At 47.6% G+C, this 18073-nt stretch carries 17 protein-coding genes; 6 read left to right on the forward strand and 11 right to left on the reverse strand.

The annotated features are described in order from the left end of the window. Positions 1-5 precede the first annotated feature (5 nt). From PGW97_RS24030 to PGW97_RS24060, 7 genes are all read right to left on the reverse strand, one after another. Positions 6-1016: a M23 family metallopeptidase gene (locus tag PGW97_RS24030; protein WP_047885043.1), complete on the reverse strand. Its 1011-nt coding sequence runs from the start codon at positions 1014-1016 to the stop codon at positions 6-8. A gap of 9 nt (positions 1017-1025) precedes the next feature. After that, entirely contained in the window at positions 1026-1406 is a 381-nt protein-coding gene (locus PGW97_RS24035; RefSeq protein ID WP_047885042.1) for a PilZ domain-containing protein, read from the reverse strand. A 603-nt stretch (positions 1407-2009) separates the two neighbouring features. Then, positions 2010-3209, reverse strand: coding sequence for an enoyl-ACP reductase FabV (gene fabV, locus PGW97_RS24040; RefSeq protein ID WP_273860054.1), 1200 nt, complete (start codon positions 3207-3209; stop codon positions 2010-2012). 219 nt (positions 3210-3428) lie between these two features. Further along, positions 3429-3887, reverse strand: a complete 459-nt coding sequence (locus PGW97_RS24045) for a methylated-DNA--[protein]-cysteine S-methyltransferase (protein WP_273860055.1) — start codon at positions 3885-3887, stop codon at positions 3429-3431. Then, positions 3887-5308 carry a DNA-3-methyladenine glycosylase 2 family protein gene (locus PGW97_RS24050; RefSeq protein WP_273860056.1) on the reverse strand — a complete coding sequence of 474 codons (1422 nt, stop codon included), beginning with the start codon at positions 5306-5308 and terminating at the stop codon, positions 3887-3889. The genes PGW97_RS24045 and PGW97_RS24050 overlap by 1 nt, the downstream gene beginning before the upstream one ends. Before the next feature lie 208 nt (positions 5309-5516). Continuing rightward, positions 5517-7280 (reverse strand): SulP family inorganic anion transporter, encoded by a 1764-nt coding sequence (locus PGW97_RS24055; protein WP_047885038.1) that lies wholly within the window; start codon positions 7278-7280, stop codon positions 5517-5519. A 426-nt stretch (positions 7281-7706) separates the two neighbouring features. Continuing rightward, on the reverse strand, positions 7707-8159 hold the full coding sequence (locus PGW97_RS24060; RefSeq protein WP_217392806.1) for an Lrp/AsnC family transcriptional regulator: 453 nt from the start codon (positions 8157-8159) through the stop codon (positions 7707-7709). Positions 8160-8270: 111 nt separating this feature from the next. Between PGW97_RS24060 and rarD the strand changes: the two genes are divergently transcribed. Next, the gene (gene rarD / locus PGW97_RS24065; RefSeq protein ID WP_273860057.1) at positions 8271-9170 is read left to right on the forward strand and encodes an EamA family transporter RarD; all 900 of its coding nucleotides are present in this window, start codon (positions 8271-8273) and stop codon (positions 9168-9170) included. A gap of 569 nt (positions 9171-9739) precedes the next feature. On the opposite strand, the gene PGW97_RS24070 is transcribed toward rarD, so the two are convergent. From PGW97_RS24070 to PGW97_RS24085, 4 genes are read right to left on the reverse strand one after another with little or no spacing between them, the layout of a single operon-like run. Then, positions 9740-10021: a SemiSWEET transporter gene (locus PGW97_RS24070; protein ID WP_273860058.1), complete on the reverse strand. Its 282-nt coding sequence runs from the start codon at positions 10019-10021 to the stop codon at positions 9740-9742. After that, complete coding sequence (locus PGW97_RS24075; protein ID WP_217392807.1) at positions 10018-10788, reverse strand: inositol monophosphatase family protein; 771 nt, start codon at positions 10786-10788, stop codon at positions 10018-10020. Before PGW97_RS24075 ends, PGW97_RS24070 begins: the two co-directional genes overlap by 4 nt. Positions 10789-10797: 9 nt before the next feature. Further along, positions 10798-11835: a LacI family DNA-binding transcriptional regulator gene (locus PGW97_RS24080; RefSeq protein WP_273860059.1), complete on the reverse strand. Its 1038-nt coding sequence runs from the start codon at positions 11833-11835 to the stop codon at positions 10798-10800. Positions 11836-11854: 19 nt separating this feature from the next. Next, entirely contained in the window at positions 11855-12595 is a 741-nt protein-coding gene (locus tag PGW97_RS24085) for an MBL fold metallo-hydrolase (RefSeq protein WP_273860060.1), read from the reverse strand. Positions 12596-12777: 182 nt separating this feature from the next. Between PGW97_RS24085 and PGW97_RS24090 the strand changes: the two genes are divergently transcribed. From PGW97_RS24090 to PGW97_RS24110, 5 genes are all read left to right on the forward strand, one after another. After that, complete coding sequence (locus PGW97_RS24090) at positions 12778-13785, forward strand: ABC transporter ATP-binding protein (RefSeq protein WP_047885161.1); 1008 nt, start codon at positions 12778-12780, stop codon at positions 13783-13785. Positions 13786-13829: 44 nt separating this feature from the next. Continuing rightward, on the forward strand, positions 13830-14978 hold the full coding sequence (locus PGW97_RS24095) for an ABC transporter substrate-binding protein (RefSeq protein ID WP_273860061.1): 1149 nt from the start codon (positions 13830-13832) through the stop codon (positions 14976-14978). Between the two features lie 68 nt (positions 14979-15046). Then, positions 15047-15880: an ABC transporter permease gene (locus tag PGW97_RS24100; RefSeq protein ID WP_273860062.1), complete on the forward strand. Its 834-nt coding sequence runs from the start codon at positions 15047-15049 to the stop codon at positions 15878-15880. Positions 15881-15897: 17 nt separating this feature from the next. Next, complete coding sequence (locus PGW97_RS24105; RefSeq protein ID WP_047885029.1) at positions 15898-16743, forward strand: ABC transporter permease; 846 nt, start codon at positions 15898-15900, stop codon at positions 16741-16743. Between the two features lie 127 nt (positions 16744-16870). Then, positions 16871-17974 (forward strand): hypothetical protein, encoded by a 1104-nt coding sequence (locus PGW97_RS24110; protein WP_273860063.1) that lies wholly within the window; start codon positions 16871-16873, stop codon positions 17972-17974. Positions 17975-18073 lie beyond the last annotated feature (99 nt).

The following is an 18073-nucleotide window of genomic DNA, read 5'->3' on the forward strand; positions in this document are numbered from 1 at the left end:
CAGGACTACAGCTTTGACACCTGAACCTGGTCACCGTCCGAATGTTGCTCAGCCAGATTATTGGCCGTCTGCAACGTCGGGTTGTAACGAGGCGTTTGAGTCAGCTGTACCTGCATCGAAACCATATTATTGATCATCTCCAGCAGCGACGCCCACTGAACCTTGTTTTCTTTCTCAAACAGGCTTTCGAAATTATCCGGCGTCCATTCAACAAACAAACGCGGATTCAGGGTTCGATCCAAAAAACGGATCTCATAATGCAGATGCGGCCCGGTCGATAGTCCCGAGTTGCCCGTCCAGCCCAGCAAGTCACCTTTGTTGACATAGTTGCCGCGTTTCACATTGAACTTACTCATATGGGAGTAAGAACTGGTAAAACCAAATGAGTGGTTCAGGCGGATGAAGTTACCGTAACCTTTGTTACCCGAGCGCACGACTTCAACAATCCCATCTGCCGGTGCATAAATCGGTGTGCCAATTCTGGCTGAAAAGTCGAGACCGTGGTGGAATTTTTGCTTGCCAGTAACCGGGTGTACGCGGGAGCCATAGCGGGAAGACATCCGCGTGTCCGGCGTTGGGCTGCCGTTGGGAATAAGACGGAACAATGTTGCCCGCACCGCCGAACTGACAGCCGCACTGTCAACCCGCGCTTGCAGCGACATATCTTCACCGTCTTCACCGTTGACACCAAGTACCGCTTCAACATCGTCGATACGCTGTGTCAGCAGCGCCAGTTCGGCTCGCTTTTCTTCCAGCTCCTGGCGTAGTGCCCGGTTCGCTTCACTCTCTTCCGACAAAGACGCCATTAAATGGCGGGATTGCTTATTCAGCACATTTAATTGCTTGGATGACAGCTGGCTTTCCTCGTAAAGGGAATACACGCTGTAACTGCCGCTTCCTGCTAATACCAGCACAGAGGCAGCGGCCAAAGCAAAATATCGTTTCTTAAAGCGGTTGATTAAATAATGCGAGGTGCCTCGGCTATGAGACACCGAAATACAAATGTTTTCTGACATGGGGACCTGCTACCGCTCTTCATCATGATGTAAATCTGCGAGTTGCTCTAACTCTCGATGTAAGAGCGCATCAGTGCCCACGTTTAATTCGACCAGACGCCGAAGGTGACTGGCGCTTTCTATATCAATATGGTGTATATGCATATGGAGATAATTAGCGTCATGACTGACCAACCGGGCCTCCAGCCTCAGTTCAATGTCACTTTCGTGCAAACAAAAAGCAATAACATATTGGTTATCTTGTGAATTATATTGCCAGTCGTGAGGACAAGTCATCAGCAGTCCCTTCAGGGACAAATCCAGTACTTCTGCTCGCCACTCTCCGGATGCCTGTTGCAGCATAGCCGGAGCACGGTAAAGAATGCGACGAAAATGACGACGTTCAATCATGAGCCCTTCATTTTGTTGTTCTTTTATAAATTGAATTGTAAAGATAAATATGCATATTCACCAGAAATATCCTCACATAAAAAGATATTATTAATAAACTGATAGTTAAATCACACAGATATATTCAGTCTAGCCTATCCCACAAAGCAAAATAACGTGATATTGATCGTCACCCCCAAAAAAATATGACGATTTATTAACCAATGCTCGTCATATATTTGACAGCTATAGCGGTTAAACCCACCAATATGAAGCTACTCCTGGCACGATAAACCTCTCCCCATCACCAATCGATACACAAGCAGAATCGGGCATACCAATACAGATAAAGATACAAAGATAAGAAAGAGAGAGAAGGTAGAAGGTAGAAGGTAGAAGGTAAAAGGTAAAAGGTAAAAGACGAGGCAATCAGAGATGAAAGAGGCAGAGCAGAGATAAAAGAGACAACGCAAAAGAAGTGCGAAACAGGCTGTCAGAACAGCCCGCTTTCATAAAGATAAAGCCATCGAAAACCACTCGGCTAGTTAAAACTCTGACAGTCCCCGTCAGCGCAACCAAGAGCCCTGTCAGCCAATAAAAACAGGGCACAGTCAAAACGACAAACTAAGGTTCCAGCACTTTTAGCTCTTGAAAATCAATCTCTTGATGGTAATCGACGTCTTGCAGACCAAACCCGTTTAATTTCAGGAAATCTTCCCGATAACCGGCATAATCTGAAACGGATTGAAAGTTTTCCGGCGTTATCATTGCAATTAGCTCAGTGACGGCCAGCTGTACGTCTTCTGCCATTTCCCAGTCATCCATTCTAATCAGCCCTTGCTCATCCCGCGCGATGTGCTGCTGCCCATAGAGACGGGACTGAAACAGCCGTTGCATCTGCTCGATGCATCCTTCATGAGTTCCGCTCTCTTTCATCACCTTAAACAGGGCCAGAATATACGGTCCAAGTGCAGGGATAAATACACTGGCTTTGGTCACCAGAGCTTTGCAGACAGCCACATCCGCCCCGCCACCAATGGCATTCAGTTGGCGGTTAATAGCAGCCGCTGTGGCATGCAAATGCACTTTCGCCCGCCCCAGTGTGCCCTGATGATAAATCGGATATGTGATCGCCGGTCCGATATAGGAATACGCCACAGTGCGGCATCCGGGAGCCAGTACACCGGCCTGCAGCAGCGTATCTATCCACGCAGCCCAGTCATCACCCCCCATCACTTTGACAGTCGCTTCGATCTCGGCGGGCGTCGCCGCATCCACCGTGACGGTGTCCAGCTGCCCGGTTTCGAGATTTACCGTCTGACCGGTCAGTGGTTCCCCCACAGTTTTAATCACAGAACGCCACAACTCGCCGGTTGCGGGATCAGGACGCACGCCCGTTGCCAGACTATAGACCACTAAATCAACCTGGCCACCCAAATCGGTTCTGATCGCTTTGATGACCTGATCCCGCACCTCCGGCGAAAACGCATCTCCGATAATATTGGTTGCCACCCGACCGGCTTGTTCCGCTTCCTGACGGAAAAAAATGTTGTTATACCAGCCTGCTGAGCCCACACCTTTTTCGCTCGGTCCTCGTTCAAAAGAGACTCCGACAGTATCGGCCTCTGCGCCCCCAAAAGTCAGGGCGATACGCGATGCCAGTCCAAAACCGGAGGACGCACCCAGGATCAGAACCCGTTTCGGTCCGGCTTGAATTGGCGGGGCTGAGCGGACATATTCAATCTGCTCCCGCACGGCCTGGCGGCAACCGTAAGGATGAGCCGAACGGGCTATCACCCCTTGAATCACAGGTTCAATGATCATAAAAACCTCGCTTGCTGGCACATAGCTCTATTGTGGCGTTACAACTGGCTCATGAAGCCGACTAGACAATGAAATGAATAGACAAACAAATGAGTTGACGAATAAATAGACAAACAGTATCCCCAATCATTCAGACTACAAGCGGCTTAAACGGCCACTGCCGGTCAAATTGAAGGGCACCAGCATAGCGACAGTACCAACGTCTCGTTTTGCGCCATATCAAGCTCGTGACGGGTCTTCATGCGTCAGTAACCAAACTTTTATGTCCAGCCCGCCCGCGTAACCGGTCAGCTTGCCCGAGCTACCAATGATGCGATGACACGGTACAATGATTGGCACCGGGTTTTTACCGTTCGCCGCCCCAACCGCCCTGACGGCTTTAGGGTTACCGATAGAACGGGCAATATCACCGTAAGAACAGGTTTCCCCAAATTTCACGGTATCCAGCGCCTGCCAGACCTGATGCTGAAATTCAGTACCCGCCATATTCAGCGGCACCTCAAACGTCTGCCGTTCTCCGGCAAAATATTCCGCCAGCTGCTGGCAACAATGGCGTGTCACGTCACTCGGCTGCTGCGGCGTATCCGGAGCGGCGGCAAACTCAATGGCCTTCACGCCATGCTCGTCAGCAACAACGTTTAACATCCCGATCGGGGTTTCAATCAATTGATTACTCATTACAAGGTATTCCATAAATGTAGGGTCAGGTAGCTACGCCAGGGTGCCGCTAGTGCAGGTTGGCATTCGCAGTGCTCAAGCGCTTTTTTCACGCCGAGATCGCCGTCCAGGAAAATGTCCGGATCGCTGCACCCTCGCATACGCAAATAGTTTACCGTCCAGGGTCCAATGCCCGGCAACGCCAGTAAGGCATCGGGATTATCCAGCGGATGCTCTGCCGCAAACCGGGCAAACTCCCGCAGTGTCTGGCGTCGTCTTTCCGGCATTCCCAGCTGGTTCAAATCATATTCCAGCAGTTGTTCCGGGGTCGGGAAAAAACAATGGGCGTCAGTGTTTTCAGGATTCATTGCCACTATCTTGGCCACCAGGTTTCGCGCGGCTTTGACTGACACCTGCTGACCCAAAATGGCGCGAATACCTGCTTCAAACGGGCTCCAAATCCCCGGTAAGCGCAACCCCTCCACCGGTAGCGGTAACACCGTTGCTCGCTCCAGTGCAGTATCTATCACGCTCGAATCGGCATCCAGATCCAAACATCGCCGGATGGTAGCCAGTACCTGCGGCAGCACGCTCAGATCATCGAGTGAAATAGTGATGATGAAACGGGTATTGTCAGCATCATGGCGGGCGGTAAACCACCCGTGATAGATACGGGCTGACTGAGCCGTGCCATCCGTTTTATCCTTTTCACCAACAACATCATCAGTATGGACAAACTGAAACGTGCGACCGTAAGAGGTGTTATCCAGCCATTCCAGCCCTTCAATCAACCGCGAGGCGTAAAAATTACGTACTCCCGCCCAATGATAAGGAGGACGATACGCCAGACTGACAGAGAATGTCACCGCCCCGGAGACAGGCTCTCCCGGTTGTTTACGAATCTGAGTCGGTGCCAGCGAAAAATGCTGTTTAAAGCAGTCATTGAACCGACGGATACTGCCAAAACCACTGGCCAGCGCAATGTGGGTAACTGGCAGGCGTGTTTCATGCAATAGTTTTTTCGCCAACAAGCACTGCTGATACAGGCTGTACGCCTTGGGCGACAACCCCAGTTCGTCCTGAAACAGCTTACGAAGATAACGATCCGTCACCCCTAACCGTTCCGCGAGCCTGGCAATGCTACCCGCAATCAGCGCCCCTTCATCGATCAGACGCTGTGCGCGACGGAGTGTCGTGTTTTTCCCCAGCCAGGCGGGCGAACCCGGCGCACTGTCCGGACGACACCGCAGACACGGGCGATACCCTGCCTGCGCAGCCGCCACCGCCGAATCAAAATATTCCACGTTTTTTTCCAGCGGCGGCATAGCGGGACAAATTGAGCGACAGTAGATCCCGGTGGTTTTCACCGCCGTAAAGAACAAACCGTCATAACGGCGATCACGGGCCATTCTGGCCTCATGACATTGCATTGGGGTTAGCATGCCTGCTTCCTTTGTTCAGGCTGAAGTCATGCTTTTAGTCTACCCCGTCAAAAAGGCAATACTAGCCATTTTCGGAACTGAACGTTACTCAGTGGAGAATCGTTTCCAACAGAGGAATACTGGCAGCTTCTGTGTTGTCATCTTCGGTGCTCGTACTATACAGATGCTGGCACCTAACATTTAGCACTTAGCACCGAATAATGGCACGTTAAGCGACCTCAGGTATCGGCTTCGGCGCTGGCTCCAAATCAGGTTCTTTTTGCACGGTTGGTACTTGCCCCTCACCAACAGCACTGAGATAACAGCCACTGAGTTTAATCGCGAGGTACATATCGGCACGAAGTAAGATACCGCCTTCGCTGGTGCTGATACCTGTCAGCTCACACCACTGCCGCAAGCGACGTTTTCGCCCGGCCAGGATTAAGCGAATACCCCGTTTTTTAAGGGTTTCATGAACTTCAGCCAGCGTTGCCATCACGCTTAAGTCAAGGTGAGTAAAACTGGATACGGCATCTACCACCACACACCCGACATCCTTCGTATGCTCCGTATGCTCTAACAAACGGCGTTTGAAATAAGGGGCATTAAAATAGGTCAGCGGAGAGTTAAAGCGATAAATAACCATGCCCGGAATCGGCGAGGCTTTGCCTGTGCCATCAATAGTGCGAATGGTGCCTTCTTCATCCAGACCGAGGATCTGATCGCTTGGACGCATGACGATGCGCAAGAACTGAAACAGCCCCAGAAGTACCGCTAAGGTGATACCCGGAATCACGCCAACCACCAACACAGAGACAAAGGTGATGGTGGCAAGATAAAAGGCGTCTTTGTCGCGTTTCCTTAATGTCCATATCGCTTTGAGATCGAGCAGCGACAGGGAGGCGATAATCAATACCACCCCAAGTGAAGCAATCGGAATAAATTGTAAAGGCTGATAGATAAACACGGCGATCACCGCAATCGTAATCGCCGCAATAATCGAAACCAGCTGTGACTTTCCGCCATTGGCGTCGTTTACTGCGGTGCGGGAATCTGCGCCACTAATCGCGAAGCCTTGTGAAAACGCGGAAGCGATATTGGCAAAGCCCAGCGCTCGAAATTCTTTATCAGCATCAATGTCATAACCATTTTTCGCCGCAAAACTGCGCGCCGTGAGCATCATGCTCACAAAGCTCACAATGGCAAGGTTCAGGGCGGGCACCACCAGTTCACGCACCACGCCCAGTTCAAACTCCGGAGTTTGAAATTGGGGCAAACCACCTTGAGTAACACCGACAACGGAAACGCCCTGTTCTTCCAAATGAAGCAGCCAGACAGAGGCGGTCGTGACAAGTATCGCGAGCATCGCCGCTGGCCAGGTAGGGCGAAAGCGCTTCGTCACCAGATAAATCAGCACCGTGGCGATACTTAACCCCAGAGTCGGCCAGTGGAGTTCAGCCAACCGTTGGGGAGCCTCCCACAAGCGTTCCAGCAGATAACGTTGCTCGTATTTCAAGCCCACGACTTTGGCAAACTGGTTAACGATGATGGTCAGTGCCACACCGTTGAGCAACCCGAGAAGAATCGGACGAGAGAGAAAATCAGCAAAAATGCCTAATTTGAGGCGGCTGGCCAGTATGCACCATATCCCTGTCATGGCGGTCATGGTCATCACCAGCTGCCAGTGTTTGATAGGGTCGCCTGCAGCAAGCGGTGTAACTACGGCAGCAATCACCGCACAGGTCGCGGCATCGGGGCCAACGATGAGTTGTCGGGAAGTGCCCATGAAGGCATAAACCAGCATCGGCAACACACATGAATAGAGGCCGATAATCGCCGATACGCCCGTTAATTGCGCGTAAGCGATGGCGACAGGTAATGCAACCGCCACCACAGAAAAAGCAGCTCGAATGTCATTGGCGAGCCATTCATTTTGGTAATGCTTAAGCTGAACGAGCCCGGGAAACCACTGCGAGAATAATGTTTTGGTCAACAGATTTACCCATATATACGGTTAAGTTACTGTAAAGTATACATCATACTATTGTAACGTCCGTGAGCTATTTATCAGTCGACAAGCGTTAGGGCTGACACGGTGAGATTGCTCCGAGCCCAGAGGAATTAAGGGGATTAAGAATTAAGCAGGTCACGGATAAGCAAGCGCGGTCCCATCCTTACAAAGCACTCACCTCAACGAAATTACGTGCATCCAAGCGACTTTTTGCCATTATTTTTATTAATGGGTTACTCATTTAATGAAGGTGCTAAAAGGGGGCTATTCACTTTGGTTGAGATGCTAGTTTTACGGGTTCCACAAATTGACGCTCTCGTTCAGCGAGCTTCCCTCAATCTATTCCCCCACAGCATAACTTTTCAGCATGATCTCCTACATCCCTTACAGCCTTTACATCCCTTACAACTAGAGCACATCCAGCGTCGCCTTGACGCGATCTAATACCACGATGGTTCTGAACCATTTCACATTTGGGTTACTGTGAAATAATTTATCGCAGATCTCCTGAAAACGCTGCATGTTCGGCACAAGCAACACCAACATAAAGTCTGCCTCACCGGTCACGTAGTAACATTGCTGAATTTCTGGCCCGGAAAAGCTGTCTTTTAGTAACTGCAAATCCACCATGTGCGTTTTATCCGCCTGAACCTCGACCAAAATTGTAATCACCTGATTCAGCTTATTAGGGTCTAAGATCGCGACATTTGCCTGGATATAGCCGTTATCTTTGAGTTTTTGAATACGACGTTGCACAGAGGCCGTGGACAGGTGAACCGCCTCCGAAAGTTCGCGTAAAGGGATCTGGCAATTCTTCTGCAACAACTCAAGCAGTGCATAATCATATTTATCCAGTGTCATGATGATTTTCCGGGTGAGAAATTTTCTCACTAACAGTATGTATTTAGAGCACCTTTATCAAGAAGCACGCAATAAAATACAGCCATCTAACCACTCACTCGATATCAACGTATGCAAACTCGCACTAATACCACTGTCGGTGTCACCCTGAATGTCATTGCGTCGGCTCTCTTCGCCCTGATGTTCGCTTACACCTCACTGCTCAAAGACCTAGAGGGGCTGGAAATTTACGGCTGGCGTATTTTTCTCACCTTCCCACTGTTAACATTATTCATTCTGATACAGGGCTATTGGCCTCAAGTTGTCATCATTTACCAACGATTACGCAATGAACGCCATTTTTGGCTCACTCGTCTCGCCTCATCCTTTCTGGTCGGGATTCAATTGTGGCTGTTCATGTGGGCTCCCGGAAACGGATACGGACTCGCCGTGTCCCTAGGGTACTTCATTATGCCCATCACTATGGTGGTTGTCGGCAGGTTTGCTTTCAAAGATAAAATGTCTCGGTTCCAGCAACTGGCTTGTTTGTTTGCTGTCGTTGGAGTGGCCAATCAACTCGCGATCTCTCAAACCCTGTCGTGGCCAACACTTGTAGTATGTTTAGGCTATCCCGTCTACTTCTGGTTACGGTACAAAACCGATACCAATAACATTGGCTGTATCTGGTTTGATATGATGCTTAGCCTGCCTGTCAGCCTCTACTTTATTTTTCATAGTGGCCATGTGCTTTCCGAACTACCAATGAGTTTTGATTTGCTCTGGGTGGTGGCAGGCTTAGGTATCATCAGTGCCCTTGCTCTCGCGTTTCAATCGTTATCAGCCCCGCATCTCAACATCAGCCTGTTTGGCTTGCTCGTGTATGTGGAGCCTGTCCTGTTGTTAGTAGTTGCTTACTTGCTGGGGGAAACCATCAGTCCGAAAGAGTGGCCTACCTATATCGCGATTTGGCTGGCGGTCGTGGTCTTAATGCTGGAAGGGGCCCGTAGCCTGAAAAGAGCAAAACATAAATAAATCAATGCTTACAAAGCGATTACCCAAGCAGGAGGATATTCACAGCTTGCTTGGGCGCTCTCAGACAAATCCAACAGCATCGATTAGCGACCACAATTAAAAACAGCCCCCGCTAAACGGGGGCTGCTGACGGTACGCGATGATATGCGAAACGGATTCGTGCATGAAAAAATCAGCGAACTCAACTATAAATAAGCCAAGCCTAAATTGAAGTCATTGTCAGCATATGATGGAGACGATAGTTAAAAATATTAACATTTTAATGAATACATATGCCGCAATATTTTTATTTTCGCATCAATTATCGAGTTAATTAGAAAAATTGGGATTTTAATTTTCACCCTAAAAAATTAGGGTGAATGATTAATTTAATAACCATGGATATAATTTATTTCCCAAAGACATCACGACCACAGCCATCATATCATTATTAATTTTCACATTAATGGAAAACTTTCTAACTAGGCATGATAAGTTCCATTTGATAACGCAATTAAAGTGCCTAATATTACGTGACAACCCACGTACTACCTCTACTCAGACATAGCCTGATTGTGTACGGAAGTTAACTAATTGTCGACCTTACTTATTGTATCGCGGATCTTCATTGAAAGTATGACACCCGACAAAATGAGCGTAATGAGATTGGCCATAATTAATGGTAAATCTCTGACTACCACACCGTAGAAACACCAGAGAAAGACACCAAAGACAAATATACAGTACATCAAGAGTGAAATGGATTCGGTATTTCTTGACCGAATGACTTGCAAAACCTGAGGAATAAACGAGCAGGTTGTACAGATGGCTGCACCATAGCCAACAAGGGAAATATTATCGATAGCGATCATGAAAATTGTTCCATATAGGTGTTGAGGACAGGCCACAGACGCTGAGTACTGACCCAAACAGGATTCCCATTGATTAATCCATCATTGGCCAGAAAGTCGGGGACACATCCGCCAGCTTCCTCGACCAGAAGTAACCCCGCAAGCGCATCCCAGCTGTTGAGGTGCGCTTCAAAATATCCATGAACGAGTCCTGAAGCAACATGAGCAAGCATCAGCGCACCAGCGCCAAAACGTCGATGATCGACGTTGTTTTCATCTAAAATGGTCAATAGGTTTATTACGTCTGAAAGTGGTCTGCGGTTAGAGTGGCCAAGCCCAATGATAGACTGGCCTTCCGCTTCATTTTCCATCTTTAAACAACGTCCGTTCAACCAAGCGCCCTGCCCCTTTCGAGCCGCAAAGAATTCATCCCTTTCCGGCGCATAAATATAACCCAGTTCAATTTGATCATTATTTACATAGGCAACGGAGATACACCAATAATCCATCCCTTGTATATAGTTGGTCGTGCCATCAATTGGGTCGATCACCCAAATCCCTTCTTCCCCTGCGGTAATGCCGCTCTCTTCACCCAAAAAGCCATCCTCAGGGAACAGATGACTGATGACGCTTTTAATCTCAGTTTCAACTTCCCTGTCGACCTGGGTCACAAAATCATTCTTACCTTTGACTTCGATCGTTAAACCTTGTTTGCGAAAAGACAGCGCTTTGTCTCCTGCAATTCTAATTGCCTTTTCCAGCGCTTCCAGTTTCTCTGCTGTTTTCATTTTCGTAACCTATAAATCCTGCGTGTGGATTGGTGATGAGTTTCTTGTGATGAGTTTGACCGGAATCAGCTCAACTCTCTGTTCCATGTCCTCATGACGCGCTCTACTTTCCAGGCACCATAAGGCACGCTTAGCCGTTTCGACGACGTCATGCTCTATCGTGGTCAGCCGGTAGCTATATTGAGCTGTTAAAGGCGTGTTATCGAAGCCAATGATGTGAAAGTCTTTGGGCGCATCCAGCCCATTTTTTCGCATGCCATCGAGAAAACCACAGGCCATGAGCGCTGTGGCACAGAAAATCCCATTGAGTCGTTGACCAGAGGCTATCAACTGCTCAGCAGCAAGAAATCCACCTTCATATCCATTTATTTCCGATTGAATATCAATATATTCATGGTCCTTGTTTTCTAACCAGCCCTTGAGTGAACTTTGAAAGCCCTTTTCCCGATCTAAACCCGACCAGGTCGAGTGTTTGTAATTCAGCCAACCGATTGAACGGCATCCGGCAGCGATCAGCTGATCGGCTGCCAATTTGGCGCCAGCGTGGTTATCAGAGCAAACGACGTCGACTTTGGGCAGATCTATTTCTCGGTTAATACCGACAATCGGAATACTGTATTGAAGACACTCTTTAACCAACGCCTCCGGCGGCTGACCGGAAGTTACGATGACACCGGATACTCGGTATTGCGTAAATCGGCGCATGGTTTCATCAAGTTCATCCCCCGGACGGACCTCAGTCACCATGGACTGGTAGCCTCGTGCCTGGATCTCTTTTAACAGGGCTTCCAGCAAAAGGCTTCTGAAAGGGTCATTGATATGCGCGACAACCACCCCTATCAGCTGGCTACGGCGCCGGTTTAAACCTTGTGCCAGAAAGTTCACCTGATAACCGAGTTGTTCAGCCGCTTTCAGTACTCTTTGCTTCGTCGCTTCCGAGAGACTGCCGTTTTCAGTAAACGTCCTGGAAACAACTGATCGTGATACGCCGGCCAAATTCGCCACATCCTGCGCGGTCACGACATTGGGTTTATTTTTGGTGCTCAACTTGGTATCCACCATTTTGTCATTCTGATAAATCGATGGTTAAACCATCGTGACTCACAAACAGATATTCGATTGTTGCTGCGCTCTGTTTTATTTCCGCAATGGCTTCATCCCAGCAATGATAGAGGCCGAGCCGTTTTATATTGGATTTTTCTAACAAAGCTTTACAAGCGTAGAAGTCGCCGTGGGATGAAGTTTCATCCAGGGCGTCAAATGAAGCACACTCCTGGAATGCCAAATCTGTATGTTGCATTAAATCAATCGAAGCCTGAGTCGGCCTGCCATCACCACTATAAAACAACTGCTGCCCATCAGCTGAAATTCGTACTGCCCTATTCGTCAACTCATGCTGTGTTTCAGCCGTTTCCAACTGCCAGTGATTCCATACAAAATGATCCGTGATCATTTGCCAGTGAACTTCGAAGCACAGTTCTTTGGCTGGCCAGTTGGCAAATAAGGCGAGAAACTGCAACGGAGATTTATTTTCTTCCTGACAAAAAATAGTCACAGGCTCAGTACGGTGATGGCTTTTCCAATAATTAAATAATGCCGTGAGTCCCGTGCAATGATCCGGATGAATGTGAGTAAAATATATAGCGCCTATTTCGTTGACGCTTGTAGAACGATTATATAAAGCCCGAGGAACAGTCGGACCACAATCTATCAATAACTGGTTACCTGTATTGTCTGTTACAAGTAACGACGATGTATTGCTTATTTTTGAGAAAGCACTTCCACATCCAATAACTTCAATTTTCATTGTTTAAACCAAACTTTCTTCTTTCATTAATTAATTTGTCATAAAGCGAGCTCAAAGTACGCTCATATAATGTCTGTTAAGTTTTGCATTTTTTTTACACGTCAATGAACACGTGTTCATTGACGAAAAAAAATCTAAGCATCAGAAGTGAACTTTATATATTTCTGATTTTCGAGGTAACAATGACTAGTTTGAACATTCAGGGCTTATGTGCCGGTTACGGAGATAAGCAGATACTCTCAGATATAAATCTAACCGTTCATCAAGGCGAGATGATTGCTCTGCTTGGTCCTTCCGGTTGCGGTAAAACGACGCTACTGAATGCGCTGTGTGGCTTTCTTCCTGTTTCTGAAGGCGAGATCCGGTTTGGTGATAAAAACATGACCAACCTACCGGCAGAGAAACGAAATATCACCATGGTTTTTCAGAGCTACGCACTCTGGCCGCATATGACTGTTGCGCAGAACATCGGCTATGGCCTGAAAGTGAGAAAGGTTCCCGCCCAACAAATTGATCAAAGGATCGATGAGTTTTTGGCAATCGTAAATCTAGAAGGGCTAAAAGATCAGAAAGTCACGGATTTATCCGGCGGCCAACGCCAACGCGTTGCTTTGGCAAGAGCTTTGGCAATTCGGCCAGACATTTTGGTTCTCGATGAGCCGCTGTCGAATCTAGATGCAAAAGTAAGACTTCAGGTACGCCATGAGATTAAATCTTTGCAAAAGCAATTTGGTTTTACATCCCTCATCGTGACCCATGATCAGGAAGAAGCCCTGGTCATGGCGGACCGCATTGCTGTTCTGAATCAGGGGAAAATAGAGCAACTGGGTACATCTGAGGAAGTATACAACCAGCCAAAAACGCCTTTTGTCGCAGACTTTATGGGGGCGGACAATCTGGTTGTCTGGCCTGAAAACAGCAAAGGGCTGCAAATTTATTTCCGAAGCGAGAAAGCGCAATTGGTGGAACAGAATTGCGAAACACCCCGTCGCTCTCTTTCTGAAGAGAACGGGCTGCAGCTTTCCGGAAGGGTTTTGCAAAGTGCGTTCTTTGGTCACAGCTATCGCGTCAGCGTAGAGTGTGATGGTCAGCTGATTCAAGCGATTCATCCGACTCCTCTTGAACCCGATTTAAACGTTTTATTACGCGTACCCCACCATTCGCTCCATATGTATAGCGGGCAACACTGACGATTCACTAACCCACGAGTAACTACCTAAATTAAGGACTAGCTATGTTTGTAAAAACCAATATGACTTTACTGACAGCTATTGGTGCAATTCTTGTTTCCGGCGTAAGCCAAGCGGAAACAACACTGAATGTCGCATCTGCAGGAAGCCAAAACATGGTCGACTACGTAAAAACTTACTTAGCGCCAAAGTTTGAAGCCGCACACCCAGGTGTCAAGATTAATGTTGTTGGTACCGGCCCTGGCGATGCAGGCTCTCATAAAATTCTGGAAAAGCTCTCTGCTCAAAATAAGAGTGGCCTGAAAGCGTGGGATATCGATGTCGCGGTTGTCCATCAAAAAATTGGTGGAGAGATGGTTCAGCAAGGGCTTTTAAGTCGCTACCGGGACGATATCAATACAGGCGCGATGGTTACTCGTGATAGTGCCAGAAATGCGCTGGGTACCAATGTTGATGGGTATGTCATGCCAATGTTCCACAGCCAGACAGCTATCGCGTATAACAGCGACCTGATCCCGACACCCCCAAAATCATATGATGAGCTTGTTCAGTGGGTTGAAAATAATCCGAAGGCATTCGGCTACAACGGCATCAAGAACGGTATGTCTGGTGTGAGTTTTGTGACGGGTTGGGTTTATGCATATGGCTCGGATGCAGATAAGCTGTCAACCAAGCCATACCAAAAAGGTGTTCAATCTCAGTGGGATACCGCGTTCGAAAAGCTGAAAGTGTTTAACAAGAACATCACTTTCACGCCGGGTAACGCCGGTACGCTAGACATGCTAAACCGTGGCGAAATCTTCATGGGACCAGTATGGGTCGATATGTTCTATAGCTGGAAAGAACAGGGCAAGATCCCGCCTTCACTGAAACTAACTTTGCTTGCTCCGGGCATGCCAGGACAGCCAATGTACTACGTCGTGCCGGACAAAGCGGCCAATCCAGAGCTCGCTCGCGAGTTTATCGAGTTGGCTACCAGCCCCGACATTCAAGCTGAGGGCATCGTGAAACGTTTCAACTGGTATCCGGGCATTGATGCCACACACGTGAAAAAACATCTGGATAAGCAGAGCTGGCAGAAGTTATTCGCGGAAATTACGCCGGAGGATCTCTCTCAGTACGGTAAGAGTTTCCCGATCGCACCCTATTTTGATGATATCAAAGAAGGTTACGAGCGTAAGGTTGCAAATTAATCGCTGTATGCTCAAGAGGTTACACACCTCTTGAGCTTTACATCGTGGCTGATTTCACTGGAAATATTATGCATTACAACCCAATCAAAAACATCTCGATGGTACTGCCGGCGGCATTCATGGTCGGTCTGTTTTTCCTCTACCCATTAGCCTTTTCTCTTTTTTCCGCGCTGTTCACCGATACTGGTGCGTTGACGACAGCGCATCTGGAGAATGCGGTCGAACTGTACTCCAACGATATTCTGTTTACGATGATTATCGTGCTGAGTTCAATGGTCATTTTATGTGTGCTGTCGATATTCATTGCAGCAATATTACGCCTCTCTCCCTTTACATCGCTCGTTCGGGTTTTAGGTGTACTTTATCGACTGCCTTTGTTCATCCCACTCATCGTGACAGCTCAGATGATGAGAACCTTTTTAGCTAAAAATGGGTTGATGAATAACGTTCTCATTGAGGCCGGGCTATTTACACCTCTCGAAACCATTTCATTTCTGGGCTGGAGTGGAATCATCATTACTTTTGTCTGGAAACAACTCGCTTTTTCGACGCTGCTTATTTCCGGGGCGATGTCAGCCATCGATGAATCCCAGGTCCGTGCTGCGAGAAACTTAGGGGGCTCAAGAACTCGGATCCTGTTTCAGATTCTCCTGCCTCAGATTGTCCCAACAATTGGTGTCGCCATGGTCCTGTCTGTCGTGACGATGATGTCAGCATTATCTGTACCGCTGATGATAGGCACAGGCACACCCACCATGATGACCGCCGACATGGCATTTCGAATTAATTCTTACGGTGATTACCATACCGCAAATGCACTGGGCCTTATTTCTTACTGCATTTGTGCTGCGTTTGCCTGGTTCTATCTTCATCAGAATCTTAAAGATAAGGCTGGTGTATAGTGAGTAGAGAACTAACAATGCGCTCTTTGACCAGAGCAAATACATTCCGATTTTCAAACTTAATACGTCTGGATGCCTTTCCACAGCTTGTCTTTGTGATATGTCTGGCATTGATCATGTTCGGCCCGATCATCAATTTGCTTATCTGGACTGTGGCCGAGGTTTGGTATTTTCCTTACACATTACCCTCCCAATGGGGGCTTAAATACTGGGATCAGGTGTTCAGCCCTTATAGTGATGTTTCCGGCTCACTAACAACCAGCATCTTGATTGCTTTGACCACGGTTGCGGTCTGTCTCTCCGTCTCAATACCTGCGGGTTATGCGCTTTCTAAGCAACAGATGCCTTTCAGAATATTCTGGATGCTTTTGTTTCTGATCCCTCAGGCGTTTCCTAACCTGACGGTGTACATGAACATAGCAAGAATATTCTACGACTTCGGACTCAACGGGACTTTTCTCGGGGTCGTCTTGGTACACAGTGTCCATGGTCTGATGTTTTCGGTTTGGATTAGCGTCGCCGCTTTTTCCGGCATAGACCCTTTGATGGTCCGGGCATCCAGAAATTTGGGCGCAGGCCCTGTCTATACCTTCTTCCATATCACTTTGCCTCAAGCGACACCGGGTATTGTGGCCAGTGGTATCTTCGTGTTCCTTGAATCACTTGATGAGTTCACCGGAACATTCTTTGTCGGTGCGCCAGAGATAAGCACCTTACCGCTCCTGTTATATACGGCAAGCATGGAAGGCAATTATCAAATCGCATCGATTACGGCGCTGATACTACTCGTCCCATCGATTCTGTTCATGTTTATTATCAGCCGATTTATATCACCAGAGATGTTGTCAAAAATTGGGCGGTAATAATAAATAAAACAGCATGATAAAGATCTAAACATTAAATTTAACCATTATTTTCCCGGTTAGAATTCAACGTCTCACCATTTAAATATCTGTAATTAATCTGAATATTAAAGATGGAACTTTAAAAATGAAACATATAATACCAACTGTTATCTTGGGTTTAAGTAGCTCAGTCTATGCAACCTCTGATGCTTATCAACAGCCTCGGTTAAATCTTTCCATGGTTCAAGTGTTGTCCAGCCTTGCTGATAGCTGCCAAGCATTTGTCGCTGATACTGAAGTTGATCACAGCTTTGAGATTAGTGACCACCATCAATCTTTTGCACTGTCACACCAGTGGAGCAATGGTACCCATACCGCGTTTATTTCCCACTCAGAAACGGGCTCAGATGATGAGGGACAAATTCTCGCATTTCAGGTCACAGAAAGTATGTTTGATCCAAACCAAGACCTCATTTCCGGCCACGAAACCATGCCTCTTGAAGATAAAATTTATATTAGTGAGCGACACCCATCCGGTATTGCCTGGTTACCTGCGCCCACGAACAGCGCAAAGGATCAGGGTTATTTACTTGTCGCCTCTCAATATGAAAAAACGGTTCGCTTTCGTAAATTCACCATCGACGGCGACAAAGGGCAGGTGGCGACATTGACTCAAACGGATCATAAAATAGAAGAAATCACAGATGTTTGGATTAACCGCCATGAAGATGACTATTGGTTAATTTTACACGACATGGACAATGCACAAGGCGCGGCGTACAAGGCATCGGTGGCAGATTTATTTCAATATGGCACCGATAACGAGGGTGAAATTAACATTCGCGCTTTCTCCTATGTCAACAGCTATACCTCACCATCCAATACAGGCTGTAACAAAAGCCTCGGTCAAAATGCTCAATTAGTCGAAGATAGTACGGGGAACTGGTTTATCGTTCACGCCTATACAGACACCACATGTGGCGCAAATATGGGGACAAACCAAGTCAAAGCTTACCCTGCTTACTTTAACGATGACGGCACATTTAGCGTCGCAACCAGTCCTACCCCGGCAGCTTCAACCAGCGTGGGCTATTCCATCAGTGTTACCGACGAAGGAGCCGATGGCGCGACTGGATTTAGAGTCACGAACGACGGACGACTCGTGGTCTATTTGGGGGGACAATATGCATCTTTAGACGGGTTTGACTATAAAACGTATTTGAAAGAATGCCGTTCATCAAAATATTGACCACTGCTTAACTGCTTAACTGCTTAACTGCTTAACTGCTTAACTGCTTAACTGCTTAAAAATAGAATAGACGCTCACATGTTTTGAACGTCTATTCTT

It is taken from the genome of Photobacterium sp. GSS17 (assembly GCF_028621875.1).
GTDB classification, from domain to species: domain Bacteria; phylum Pseudomonadota; class Gammaproteobacteria; order Enterobacterales; family Vibrionaceae; genus Photobacterium; species Photobacterium ganghwense.

Bases quoted from the DNA above. Each gene is read 5' to 3' on its own strand.
- PGW97_RS24030 (WP_047885043.1), bottom strand. From the start codon at position 1,016: ATGTCAGAAAACATTTGTATTTCGGTGTCTCATAGCCGAGGCACCTCG.
- PGW97_RS24035 (WP_047885042.1), bottom strand. From the start codon at position 1,406: ATGATTGAACGTCGTCATTTTCGTCGCATTCTTTACCGTGCTCCGGCT.
- fabV (WP_273860054.1), bottom strand. From the start codon at position 3,209: ATGATCATTGAACCTGTGATTCAAGGGGTGATAGCCCGTTCGGCTCAT.
- PGW97_RS24045 (WP_273860055.1), bottom strand. From the start codon at position 3,887: ATGAGTAATCAATTGATTGAAACCCCGATCGGGATGTTAAACGTTGTT.
- PGW97_RS24050 (WP_273860056.1), bottom strand. From the start codon at position 5,308: ATGCTAACCCCAATGCAATGTCATGAGGCCAGAATGGCCCGTGATCGC.
- PGW97_RS24060 (WP_217392806.1), bottom strand. From the start codon at position 8,159: ATGACACTGGATAAATATGATTATGCACTGCTTGAGTTGTTGCAGAAG.
- rarD (WP_273860057.1), top strand. From the start codon at position 8,271: ATGCAAACTCGCACTAATACCACTGTCGGTGTCACCCTGAATGTCATT.
- PGW97_RS24070 (WP_273860058.1), bottom strand. From the start codon at position 10,021: ATGATCGCTATCGATAATATTTCCCTTGTTGGCTATGGTGCAGCCATC.
- PGW97_RS24075 (WP_217392807.1), bottom strand. From the start codon at position 10,788: ATGAAAACAGCAGAGAAACTGGAAGCGCTGGAAAAGGCAATTAGAATT.
- PGW97_RS24085 (WP_273860060.1), bottom strand. From the start codon at position 12,595: ATGAAAATTGAAGTTATTGGATGTGGAAGTGCTTTCTCAAAAATAAGC.
- PGW97_RS24090 (WP_047885161.1), top strand. From the start codon at position 12,778: ATGACTAGTTTGAACATTCAGGGCTTATGTGCCGGTTACGGAGATAAG.
- PGW97_RS24095 (WP_273860061.1), top strand. From the start codon at position 13,830: ATGTTTGTAAAAACCAATATGACTTTACTGACAGCTATTGGTGCAATT.
- PGW97_RS24100 (WP_273860062.1), top strand. From the start codon at position 15,047: ATGCATTACAACCCAATCAAAAACATCTCGATGGTACTGCCGGCGGCA.
- PGW97_RS24105 (WP_047885029.1), top strand. From the start codon at position 15,898: ATGCGCTCTTTGACCAGAGCAAATACATTCCGATTTTCAAACTTAATA.
- PGW97_RS24110 (WP_273860063.1), top strand. From the start codon at position 16,871: ATGAAACATATAATACCAACTGTTATCTTGGGTTTAAGTAGCTCAGTC.